The organism is Oceanimonas sp. GK1, assembly GCF_000243075.1.
GTDB lineage: Bacteria > Pseudomonadota > Gammaproteobacteria > Enterobacterales > Aeromonadaceae > Oceanimonas.
In genome coordinates, this window is record NC_016745.1 from 2,157,329 (window position 1) to 2,169,408 (window position 12,080).

Annotated in this window: 10 protein-coding genes; all 10 read left to right on the forward strand. The window is 61.0% G+C overall.

The features are described 5' to 3' along the window. Window positions 1-43: 43 nt before the first annotated feature. The 10 genes from GU3_RS10205 (at window position 44) to GU3_RS10250 (ending at window position 11,985) form a co-directional block, all read left to right on the forward strand. Window positions 44-997, forward strand: a complete 954-nt coding sequence (locus GU3_RS10205) for an SPFH domain-containing protein (protein WP_014292458.1) — start codon at window positions 44-46, stop codon at window positions 995-997. Window positions 998-1,280: 283 nt separating this feature from the next. Continuing rightward, window positions 1,281-2,000, forward strand: a complete 720-nt coding sequence (locus tag GU3_RS10210) for a GntR family transcriptional regulator (protein ID WP_050899370.1) — start codon at window positions 1,281-1,283, stop codon at window positions 1,998-2,000. Then, window positions 1,997-2,875: a methylisocitrate lyase gene (prpB, locus tag GU3_RS10215; RefSeq protein ID WP_014292460.1), complete on the forward strand. Its 879-nt coding sequence runs from the start codon at window positions 1,997-1,999 to the stop codon at window positions 2,873-2,875. The genes GU3_RS10210 and prpB overlap by 4 nt, the downstream gene beginning before the upstream one ends. 35 nt (window positions 2,876-2,910) lie before the next feature. Then, on the forward strand, window positions 2,911-4,071 hold the full coding sequence (gene prpC / locus GU3_RS10220; protein ID WP_014292461.1) for a 2-methylcitrate synthase: 1,161 nt from the start codon (window positions 2,911-2,913) through the stop codon (window positions 4,069-4,071). Between the two features lie 8 nt (window positions 4,072-4,079). Beyond that, a complete protein-coding gene (gene acnD, locus GU3_RS10225; protein WP_014292462.1) occupies window positions 4,080-6,659 on the forward strand; it encodes a Fe/S-dependent 2-methylisocitrate dehydratase AcnD in 2,580 nt (859 codons plus the stop codon). 12 nt (window positions 6,660-6,671) lie between these two features. After that, window positions 6,672-7,847: a 2-methylaconitate cis-trans isomerase PrpF gene (gene prpF / locus GU3_RS10230; protein WP_014292463.1), complete on the forward strand. Its 1,176-nt coding sequence runs from the start codon at window positions 6,672-6,674 to the stop codon at window positions 7,845-7,847. Window positions 7,848-7,899: 52 nt separating this feature from the next. Continuing rightward, window positions 7,900-9,774 carry a propionyl-CoA synthetase gene (locus tag GU3_RS10235; protein WP_014292464.1) on the forward strand — a complete coding sequence of 625 codons (1,875 nt, stop codon included), beginning with the start codon at window positions 7,900-7,902 and terminating at the stop codon, window positions 9,772-9,774. Between the two features lie 7 nt (window positions 9,775-9,781). After that, window positions 9,782-10,948 carry a Fic family protein gene (locus GU3_RS10240; protein ID WP_237711133.1) on the forward strand — a complete coding sequence of 389 codons (1,167 nt, stop codon included), beginning with the start codon at window positions 9,782-9,784 and terminating at the stop codon, window positions 10,946-10,948. Between the two features lie 100 nt (window positions 10,949-11,048). Continuing rightward, a complete protein-coding gene (locus GU3_RS10245; RefSeq protein ID WP_014292466.1) occupies window positions 11,049-11,330 on the forward strand; it encodes a DUF503 domain-containing protein in 282 nt (93 codons plus the stop codon). A gap of 7 nt (window positions 11,331-11,337) precedes the next feature. After that, complete coding sequence (locus GU3_RS10250; RefSeq protein ID WP_014292467.1) at window positions 11,338-11,985, forward strand: DsbA family oxidoreductase; 648 nt, start codon at window positions 11,338-11,340, stop codon at window positions 11,983-11,985. The last annotated feature ends 95 nt before the right edge of the window (window positions 11,986-12,080 follow it).

Sequence of the window (12,080 nt, forward strand, 5' to 3'; positions counted from 1 at the left end):
ATAACACAAACCGCCGAATGTCAAAAAACAAGGGGATTTTGTCATGGACGTGATGTTGATTATTGCCCTGGTGTTTACCGTACTGGTGCTGGCACTGGTGATTAAGGGGCTGATGATAGTGCAGCAGTCGGAAGCCGTGGTGATCGAGCGCCTGGGCAGCTACCAGAAAACCCTGAGCCCGGGCATCAACTGGATTATTCCCTTTGTCGACAAGCCCCGCTCCATCAAGGTGCGCCGCTACCAGGCCATCGGCGGCGAGAACGTACCCGTGGTGCAGGAAGAAACCCGTATCGACCGGCGGGAAACCGTGCTCGACTTTCCCGGCCAGTCGGTGATCACCGCCGACAACGTCAGCGTGACCGTTAACGGTGCCCTGTATTTTCAGGTGATCGATCCCGAGCGGGCCGTCTACCAGGCCGAGAACCTTATTCAGGCCATCGAAATCCTGGCCAAGACCTCGCTGCGCTCCGAAGTGGGCAAAATGGAGCTCGACAAGCTGTTTGAATCCCGGCAGGAAATCAATGACAAGCTGCAAATCGTGATGGACGAAGCCGGCAACAAATGGGGCGTAAAAGTCACCCGGGTGGAAATACAGGACATCAATATTCCCGCCGAAGTGGAGGACGCCATGCGCAAGCAAATGGCCGCCGAGCGGGAGCGCCGGGCCCTGGTGCTGCAGGCCAGCGGCGAGCGGGAAGCCGCCATTGCCCGGGCCGAGGGGGAAAAACGCTCCAACATTCTGGTGGCCGAAGGGGAGCGGGAAGCCGCCATCCTCATGGCCGACGGCCAGCGCCAGGCCATTGACAAAGTGCTGTCTGCCGGCAGTGACCGGCTGGATCCGCAACTGGTGATCGGTTATCTGCTGGGGCTGGAGTACCTGAAAACCCTGCCCGAAATTGGCAAGGACGGCGACCGCATCTTCCTGCCCTATGAAGCCAGCAGCGTGCTCGGTGCCGTGGGCAGCATAGAGGCCTTGTTGAAGGGAAAGGTGCAGTAACCCCTCTTTTTTGTCGCTCCCGCGAAGGCGGGAGCCCATGGCCGACAACGCCGGTATCTGTGATACGGATTCCGGCGCGAAGGCCGGAATGACCAGACGCTGACCTGACGACCGTACGCCACTCGCAATGAGCCGGCACACGTCCAATCACCATTCCCAAATCCCCCCGTCCCCACCTTTGCCTCCGACCAAAGTCTAATCCACATTGTCAACACATCACCTTGAAAGCCCCCGTTCTAGGTGATAATTTTGTTTCATGTTCGTTAAATTGTTGACAGTTTGAATGGCTGAGCACGCAGTAGTACACCCAAACACCGATTTGTCGTTTACCGAGGCACGGGAGCTGACCAAGTCGGAAAACCTGACCGAGCAGTTGGTGGATCTCATCGTCAAAGGGCACTTTGCCGCCGGCAGCAAGATCTCCGAGCCGGAGCTGGCGCGCCGCTTTGGCGTGAGCCGCGGCCCCCTGCGGGAAGCCATGATGCGGGTGGAGGCCCTGGGGCTCATTGAGCGGGTACCCCATGTGGGAGCCAGGGTCATTGCGCTGAGCCGGGCCAGGCTGGTGGAAATTTATGCGGTGCGCGAAGCGCTGGAAGGCATGGCGGTGCGTCTGGCCTGCCGGCACATTACCGAGGAAGAGCTGGATGCCCTGCAGCAACTCTTGAATACCCACCAGGCCCATATCGAGGAAGTGGAGGGGGCCTCTTATTTCCACCAGCAGGGGGATTTCGACTTTCACTACCGCCTGATCCAGGCCAGCCGCAACCACACCCTCATCCACCTGCTGTGCGACGAGCTGTACCACCTGCTGCGCATGTACCGGCACCAGTCCCAGCGCGCCTATTCCCGGCCGCAACAGGCGCTGACCGAGCATTTCCATCTGCTGGCGGCCCTGCGGGAGCGGGACGAAGAGCTGGCCGAGCTGCTGATGCGCCGTCATATCATGCGCAGCCGGCTGTTGATTGAACAACAACTCACCGAAGACAAGGAGAAAACGTCATGAGTCCAGGGAAACGATTCCGCCAGGCGGTGGCAAACCACCGGCCGCTGCAGGTGGTGGGCACCATTAATGCCTACTGCGCCATGATGGCGGAGCAGGTGGGCCATCAGGCCATTTATCTGTCCGGCGGTGGCATTGCCAATGCTTCCTATGGCCTGCCGGATCTGGGCATCACCACCTTGAACGACGTGCTGGAAGACGTGCGCCGGGTCACGGCGGCCTCCGGCCTGCCGCTGCTGGTGGACATCGACACCGGCTTTGGCGGGGCCTTTAACATTGCCCGCACCATCAAGGAGATGGAGCGCGCCGGCGCCGCCGCCGTGCACCTGGAAGATCAGGTGGCGCAAAAGCGCTGCGGCCACCGGCCCAACAAGGCCATTGTCAGCCAGGGCGAAATGGTGGACCGGGTGAAGGCGGCGGTGGACGCCCGCACCGACGATAACTTTGTGATCATGGCCCGCACCGATGCGCTGGCGGTAGAAGGCATGGATGCCGCCATCGCGCGCGCTATCGCCTGTGTGGAGGCGGGAGCCGACATGATCTTCCCCGAGGCCATCAACACCCTGGAGCAATACCGCCAGTTTGCGGACGCGGTAAAGGTGCCGATCCTCGCCAACATCACCGAGTTTGGCCAGACCCCGCTGTTCAGCACCGACGAGCTGGCCGAGTGCGGCGTGAGCATGGTGCTGTATCCGCTGTCGGCCTTTCGGGCCATGAACCAGGCGGCGCTCAATGTGTACCAGCACCTGCTGCAAGACGGCCATCAGCGCCAGGTGGTGGACAGCATGCAGACCCGCGAGCAGCTCTACCACTACCTGGGTTACCACGATTACGAGAACAAGCTCGACCGACTGTTTAACGAGCAAAAAGGCGACTGACCCCTCATCGACCAAAACATAACAAGGAGAGTGCCATGACTGCGATCGCCGTAGCCGACAAGCAAAAGGATGACAAACCACTGGCAGGCGCCGGCCTGCGAGGCCAAAGTGCCGGCACCACGGCCCTGTGCACCGTGGGCAAGAGCGGTACCGGGCTGACCTACCGGGGCTATGACATTACCGACCTGGCCCACCATGCCGAATTTGAGGAGGTGGCGTATTTGTTGCTGAAGGGCAAGCTGCCTACCCAGGCCGAGCTGAATGACTACAAACACAGCCTCAAGGCCCGCCGTGGGCTGCCGCCGGCGCTGTGCCGGGTGCTGGAAGAAATTCCTGCCGACGCCCACCCCATGGATGTGATGCGCACCGGCTGCTCCATGCTGGGCAATCTGGATCAGGAGCGGGACTTTGCCGAGCAGGGCGACAAAACCGACACCCTGCTGGCCATGCTGCCGGCCATCATCTGCTACTGGTATTGCTACAGCCACGACGGCGTGCGCATCGACACCACCTGCCCGGAGCAGGACAGCATCGGCGGCTATTTTTTGGAAATGCTCACCGGCAAGGCGCCAAGCGAGCTGCATAAAAAGGTGATGCACTGCTCCCTGGTGCTCTATGCCGAACACGAGTTCAACGCCTCCACCTTCACCGCCCGGGTGTGCGCCTCCACGCTCTCCGACCTGCACTCCTGTATTACCGCCGCCATTGGCAGCCTGCGCGGCCCGCTGCACGGCGGCGCCAACGAGGCGGCGATGGAAATGATTGAACGCTGGCAGACCCCCGACGAGGCCGAAGCCGGCATACTGCAAATGCTGGCCAACAAGGAAAAGATCATGGGCTTTGGCCACGCCATTTACCGCGAGTCCGACCCGCGCAACGCCCTGATCAAGGAATGGGCGAAGCGGCTATCCGAGGACGTGGGCGACACTCATCTCTATGCGGTGTCGGAGCGGGTAGAAGCGGTGATGAAGCGGGAGAAAAACCTGTTTTGCAACGCCGACTTCTTTCACGCCTCCGCCTATCACTTTATGGGCATCCCCACCAAGCTGTTTACCCCCATCTTTGTGATGAGCCGGGTCACCGGCTGGGCCGCCCATGTGTTTGAGCAGCGCGCCAACAACCGCATCATTCGCCCCAGCGCCGACTACATCGGCCCCGAGCCGCAAGCCTGGCTGCCCATCAATGAGCGCCAGTGAGGAGTGCCATGAATAGCCAATACCGCAAGCCGCTGCCCGGCACGGACCTTGAATTTTTTGATGCGCGGGAAGCGGTCAACGCCATCGCCCCCGGTGCCTATGCACGGCTGCCCTATGCTTCACGGGTGCTGGCGGAGCAGCTGGTGCGCCGCTGCGAGCCCGAGCATCTCACCGACAGCCTCAAGCAGCTGATTGAGCGCAGGCGGGATCTCGACTTTCCCTGGTATCCGGCCCGGGTGGTGTGCCACGACATTCTGGGCCAAACCGCACTGGTGGACCTGGCCGGCCTGCGGGACGCCATTGCCGCTCAAGGTGGGGATCCGGCCCGGGTCAACCCGGTGGTGCAAACCCAGCTCATAGTGGACCACTCGCTGGCGGTGGAGCACGCCGGTTTTGAGCCGGATGCCTTTGACAAAAACCGCGCCATTGAAGACAGGCGCAACCAAGACCGCTTTCACTTTATTGAATGGTGCAAAACCGCCTTTGAGAATGTGAGTGTGATCCCTGCCGGCAACGGCATCATGCACCAGATAAACCTCGAGAAAATGTCGCCGGTGGTGCAGGTACAACAGGGCGTGGCCTTTCCCGACACCTGTGTGGGCACCGACAGCCACACCCCCCATGTGGATGCGCTGGGGGTGATTGCCATTGGCGTGGGCGGGCTGGAAGCCGAAACCGTGATGCTGGGCCGGCCTTCCATGATGCGCCTGCCCGACATCGTCGGCGTCAAGCTCACCGGTCGCCGCCGGCCCGGTATTACCGCCACCGACATTGTGCTGGCGCTCACCGAGTTTTTGCGGGAGCAGCGGGTAGTGTCGGCCTGGCTGGAATTCTTTGGGGAAGGCACTCAACACCTCACCATTGGCGATAGGGCCACCATTTCCAACATGACCCCGGAATACGGCGCCACCGCCGGCCTGTTTTACATCGATGAGCAGACCATCAACTACCTGAAACTCACTGGCCGCGACGACGAGCAGGTAAAACTGGTGGAAGCCTACGCCCGCCACACCGGGCTGTGGGCGGATGACCTGCGCGCCGCCGAGTATGAACGGGTGCTGGAGTTTGATATTGGCGCGGTAACCCGCAACATGGCGGGGCCGTCGAACCCGCACCGGCGGCTGCCTACCTCGGCACTTACTGAGCGCGGCATTGCCGGCCCCTGGCAGCAAGAGCCGGGCAAGCTGCCGGACGGGGCCGTGATCATCGCCGCCATTACCTCCTGCACCAACACCAGCAACCCCCGCAACGTGGTGGCGGCGGGGCTGCTGGCCAAAAAGGCCAATGCATTGGGGTTAACGCGCCGGCCCTGGGTGAAAACCTCCTTCGCCCCCGGCTCCAAGGTGGCAAAATTGTATCTGGAGGAAGCCGGCCTGCTGGCGGAGCTGGAGCAACTGGGTTTTGGTATTGTGGGTTATGCCTGCACCACCTGTAACGGCATGAGTGGGGCGCTCGACCCCAGCATTCAGCAAGAGATCATCGAGCGCGACCTCTACACCACGGCGGTGCTCTCGGGTAACCGCAACTTCGACGGCCGCATTCACCCTTATGCCCGGCAGGCGTTTCTGGCCTCGCCGCCGCTGGTGGTGGCCTATGCCCTGGCAGGCTCCATTCGCTTTGACATCGAGCGCGACGCGCTTGGAGCAGACGCCAGCGGCAAGCCGATTTACCTGAAGGATCTCTGGCCCAGCGACGAAGAAATCGATGCGGTGGTGGCGCAATACGTCAAGCCCGAGCAGTTCAAGGAAGTGTACATTCAAATGTTCAAACTGAATGACGCCGCCCAAAGCCCCCGGCCGCTGTATGACTGGCGGCCAAACAGCACCTACATTCGCCGCCCGCCCTACTGGGAAGGGGCCCTGGCCGGAAAGTGCAGCCTCACCGGCATGCGGCCGCTGGCCATTCTGGGGGACAACATCACCACCGATCATTTGTCGCCGTCCAATGCCATTTTGCGTTCAAGCGCGGCGGGGGAATACCTGGCCCGCATGGGGGTGCCGGAGGAAGACTTTAACTCCTACGCCACCCATCGCGGCGATCACCTCACCGCCCAGCGGGCAACCCTGGCCAACCCCAAGCTGTTTAACGAAATGGTGCGGGACAACGGCGAGGTGGTGCAGGGATCGCTGGCGCGCATTGAGCCGGACGGCAAGGTCACCCGCATGTGGGAGGCGATAGAAACCTACATGAACCGTAAGCAGCCGCTGATCATCATTGCCGGGGCGGACTACGGCCAGGGCTCGTCCCGGGACTGGGCCGCCAAGGGGGTGCGCCTGGCGGGGGTGGAAGCCATTGTCGCCGAAGGCTTTGAGCGCATTCACCGCACCAACCTGGTGGGCATGGGGGTGCTGCCGCTGGAATTTATGGCCGGCACCAACCGCCACAGCCTGGATCTTGACGGCACCGAGCTTTATGACGTGCAGGGCCACATTCAGCCCGGTGCCGAATTGACGCTGGTCATCACCCGCACCAATGGCGAGCAGCAGCAAGTGCCCGTGCGCTGCCGGCTGGACACCGCCGACGAGCTGAATGTGTACAGCGCCGGCGGCGTGCTGCAGCGCTTCGCCCAGGATTTTCTGGCCGGTTAAAAGGAACAAACCATGGCAACCAATGATTTCCCGCCCCAGCTGAAAATACCCGCCACCTACATGCGTGGCGGCACCAGCAAGGGGGTGTTTTTCAACCTGGCCGATCTGCCGCCGGCGGCGCAAGTGCCCGGTGAGGCCAGAGACAAGTTATTGCTGCGGGTGATCGGCAGCCCGGATCCTTACGGCAAGCACACCGACGGCATGGGCGGGGCCACCTCCAGCACCAGCAAGGCGGTGGTTGTCTCCCAAAGCCAACAGCCCGATCACGATGTGGACTACCTGTTCGGCCAGGTGTCCATTGACCAGCCCTTGGTGGACTGGAGCGGCAACTGCGGCAACCTGTCCGCCGCCGTTGGTCCCTTTGCCATTCATGCCGGCTTGATTCCGCCCGAGCGCATGCCCCACAACGGGGTGGTGGCGGTGCGGGTATGGCAGGCCAACATTGGCAAAACCCTGGTGGTGCATGTGCCGATACGCAACGGCGAAGTGCAGGAAACCGGCGACTTTGAACTGGACGGCGTGACCTTTCCCGCCGCCGAAATTCGAGTGGATTTTATGGCACCGGGCGAGGGGGCCATGTTCCCCACCGGTAACCTGATTGACCGGCTGGAAGTGCCCGGCCTCGGCGTGCTGGAAGCCACACTCATCAACGCCGGCATTCCTACCATTTTTATCAACGCACAAGCCATTGGCTTTACCGGCACCGAGCTGCAGGGCGACATTAACGGCAATGCCGACACCCTGGCCCTGTTTGAGCGCATTCGCGCCCATGGCGCGGTAACCATGGGCTTGATTAAGTCACCGGAAGAGGCAGCCAGCCGCCAGCACACGCCCAAGGTGGCCTTTGTGGCGGGGCCGGCGGCCTATGTGGCCTCCAGCGGCAAAACCGTGGAGCAAACCGACATTGATGTGCTGGTGCGGGCGCTTTCCATGGGCAAGCTGCACCACGCCATGATGGGTACCGCCGCCGTGGCCATTGCCGCCGCCGCCTGTGTGCCCGGCACTCTGGTCAACCTGGCCGCCGGCGGTGGCGAAAAAACCTCGGTCACTTTTGGTCATCCGTCCGGCACGCTGAAAGTGGGAGCTGAAGCCCGCCACACCGAGCAGGGCTGGGAAGTGGAAAAGGTCACCATGAGCCGCAGCGCGCGCATTTTAATGGAAGGAGCCGTGCGCGTGCCGTTTGCATAACCCCCCATGCGCCCGCGGCGCTTAAGGACAAGCAATGTCAGGAGCAAACACCATGTTTACCTATCAGCAGGCATTTGATTTGGCGGCCAGCTCGCCGGAAACCTTCTGGAAGCAGCAGGCCGAACAGCTGGACTGGTTTACCTTTCCGCAAACCATATTAAGCACGGACGAACACGGCATTGAACGCTGGTTTGCCGACGGCGAGCTGAACACCGCCCATCTGGCGCTGGATTACCATGTGGAGCAGGGCAGGGGGGACCAGACTGCCCTGATCTACGACTCGCCGGTGACCGGCAAAAAGGCCCGCTATACCTACCGGGTGCTGCGGGATCAGGTGGCCAAGGTGGCCGGCATGCTGGCCGGGCTCGGCGTGCAAAAGGGCGACCGGGTGGTGATTTACATGCCCATGATCCCCCAGGCCGCCATGGCCATGCTGGCCTGCGCCCGCCTGGGGGCCATTCATTCCGTGGTGTTTGGCGGTTTTGCGCCCCACGAGCTGGCGGTGCGCATTGAGGATGCCGAGCCCAAAGTGCTGCTCACCGCCAGCTGCGGGGTGGAAGTGAACAAGGTGATCCCCTACAAGCCGCTGGTGGACAAGGCGGTGATGGACAGCCGCTGGAAGCCGGAGCACGTGGTGGTGTTTCAGCGCCGGGAATGCCCGGCGGAGCTGCCCTTTGAGCGGGACAAGGACTGGGCGGTGCTGATGCAAAACGCCGAGCCTCACCCCTGCGTGCCGGTAAAGGCGACCGATCCGCTCTACATTCTGTATACCTCTGGCACCACCGGCAAACCCAAGGGGGTGGTGCGCGACAACGGCGGCCATGCGGTGGCCCTGCACTACAGCATGAACACCATTTACAACGTAAAGCCCGGCGATGTGTTCTGGGCCGCGTCCGACGTGGGCTGGGTGGTGGGCCACTCCTACATAGTGTATGCGCCGTTGATGTACGGCTGCACCACCATCATGTATGAGGGCAAACCGGTGAAAACCCCGGATCCCGGTGCCTTCTGGCGGGTGTGCGACGAATACGGCGTAAAGGCGTTGTTCTCCGCTCCCACGGCGTTCCGCGCCATTAAAAAGGAAGACCCTAACGGCGAGCAGCTTAAGCATTACCCCATGGAACAGCTCACCACCATCTTTATGGCCGGCGAGCGGCTGGATCCGCCCACCCTGGAGTGGGTGCAGAGCCACACCGGCCGCCCGGTGGTGGATCACTGGTGGCAGACCGAAACCGGCTGGGCCATTGCCGCCAACCCCCTGGGGCTGGAGCGCTTTGCCACCAAACCCGGCTCCGCCACCAAGCCCGTTCCCGGCTACAAGGTAACCGTGCTGAACGAGCTGGGGGAAGAGCAAGCCCCCAGCGAGCAGGGCTACATTGCCATTGCGCGGCCGCTGCCCCCGGGCTGTTTGCCCACGGTGTGGCGCAACCACGACCGCTTTGAATCCGGCTATCTGAGCCAGTTTCCGGGCTTTTATGTGTCCGGCGACGGCGGCTATATGGATGAAGAGGGCTACCTGTTCGTGATGGGGCGCATGGATGACGTGATCAACGTGGCCGGCCACCGGCTTTCCACCGGCGAAATGGAAGAAATTGTGGGCAGCCACGAGGCGGTGGCCGAATGCGCCGTGGTGGGCGTGCACGACGAGCTGAAAGGCCAGCTGCCCCTGGGGCTGGTGGTGCTGAAAGACGGCTATGCCTCGCACAACGGCAACATAGAGCAAGCCCTGCTGCAACTGGTGCGCGACCAGGTGGGCGCCGTGGCCTGTTTCAAACAGGCGATTATCGTGGACCGGCTGCCCAAAACACGCTCCGGCAAAATACTGCGACGGGTGATCCGCCAGATCGCCGACGGCGAGCAGTATGTGGTGCCATCCACCATCGACGACCCAACCTCTCTGGAAGAGCTGGCGCGGGTGCTGGAGTAACTTCCCTGTGAGCCGATTAATTGCCATAATCGGCTCATATTTTGATTCGATTAGGGTGGTTATTCGGCTCATGTACATCTGGCAACATAAGGACTGGCCTCATTTCCGTTGGGATGAAGCAACGCTTAAGCCCAGGCTTGACGAGATCCGCTGGCTGCAGGGGAGGCTGTTGGGCCGCACTGAGGTGGCCCCTGCGCAAACCGACTCCGCCGTGGAAATGGACGCCCTGATCCAGAATGCCATCCGCACAAGCGAAATTGAGGGTGAGCACCTGGATGTGGGATCGGTTCGCTCGTCGGTGGCCCGTCAGCTTGGGCTTGAGCAGGCCGGTATGGCCGGCAGACCTACTCCCGAGTCCGACTCTCTGGTAGCCCTTTTACTGGAAGCCACCCATCAGCCCGAACAGCCATTGTCTTGTGAGCAGCTATGTCGTTGGCAGGCACGGCTGTTTCCTCGTGAGAGCATTCTTTCCCGAATTTTGATTGGTGAGCTGCGGGGTGAACACCCTATGCAGGTGATATCCGGCCGAATGGATAACCCCACAGTTCATTTTGAAGCACCGCCCAGGCAGGGGCTGGAACAGCAACTGAACGCCTTTATTGAATGGTTCAATCATCCGCCGGAACAGCTGGATTCTATTCTCAGAGCCGGTATTGCTCATTTATGGCTGATCACCCTGCATCCTTTTGATGATGGTAACGGGCGGGTAACCAGAGCGGTTACCGACAGGGCGCTGGCCCAGGCCGAGGCCCGCTCCGTGCGTTTTTATTCTCTGAGTGCGGCCATTATGGCCCGGCGTAATGGCTATTATGACCACCTCGAACAAACCCAGAAGGGTAATCTGGACATCACCATCTGGCTGGCCTGGTTTCTGGACACTTTGCAAGAGGCACTGCAGCAGGCGCTGGCACGGGTTGATCGGGTACTGGAAAAGGCTCATTTCTGGCAGCGACATGCAAAAACGCCCCTGAGTGAACGGCAGATAAAGGTACTTAACCGGCTGCTTGATAACGCGGGAGAAGAGTTTGAAAGCGGCATTAACGCTCGTAAATATCAGGCACTGGCCAAGGTGAGCAAGGCCACGGCCACACGTGATCTGGCAGATCTGGTAGAAAAAGAATGTTTGCACAGCCTGCCGGGCGGTGGGCGCAGCACTCGGTATGGGCTGCTCTAAGCAAGTATTTTCACTCTGGTCTCCATGGTCCGGCAAAGGGAAGGGAGCGTGAAACACTATCCTTGTCTGGCCCTGTAACTCCGCCAGCAAGGAGGACAACATGCATATCGCTATGCTGACCATCACCTTTTCTCTGCCGGGATGTGGCTCGTTAAAGGAAAAACGCCAGCGCATGGGTGGCATGCATGAACGGTTCGGGCGCAACCCGTCGGTCGCCGTGTGCGAGAGTGGCGAGCACAATAGTCACGATGCCAGCGAATGGTCCTTTGTGGTGGTGGCGGCCTCGCGACGGGAGGTGGAATCGCTGTGCAGCCGCATTGAAGACAAGATACAGAGCACCGTAGACGCACGCATCATCAGCGTTACCCGCGAATTCCTGTAGGAGTGTTATGAAAAAGATACACATAGATATCGTTTCCGATATTGCCTGCCCCTGGTGTGCCATTGGCTATGCCCGGCTGGCGCAGGCCATGGAGCGGCTGGCGCCCGACCATGAATTCAGCGTGCAGTGGAAGGCATTTGAGCTGAACCCGGATCACAGCGGGCAAGGTGAACCCATTCTGCCTGCCCTGGCCAGAAAATACGGGCGGAGCGAGCAGGAGATGCGGGAAAACCAGCAGCGCATGAAGACCATTGCCACCGGGCTTGGCCTTAACTTTGAGAAAATACAGGAGCGGTTAACCTGCAATACCTTTGATGCCCACCGGCTGGTGAAGTGGGCAGGGGAGCAGGGCCGGCAAACCGCCATGAAACAGGCCTTATTCGAGGTGTATTTTGGCAAGGCGATGGATGTGTCTGATCACGCTGTGCTGCTGAGTTGCGTTCAGGCCCTGGGGCTGGACCCGGCAAAAGCCAGGCAGGTGCTGGACTCGGATCAATACGCCGATCTGGTGCGGGAAGAGGCAGCGACGTACCAGCAGGCCGGAGTCAGTTCTGTACCCGCCTTTATTATCAACAACCAGTACCTGATTGCCGGCGCCCAGGAGCCCGATGCCCTGGTGCAGGCCCTGCAAGAGATTGGCGTCGAGTCTGCCTGAAGGCTCACCTTATAGCCAACGGCCCGCACTGCGGGCCGTTTTTGTTGGTTTCATTTGAATTCTTTCTCGGCTGCGGCAAAATACGATGCACAATC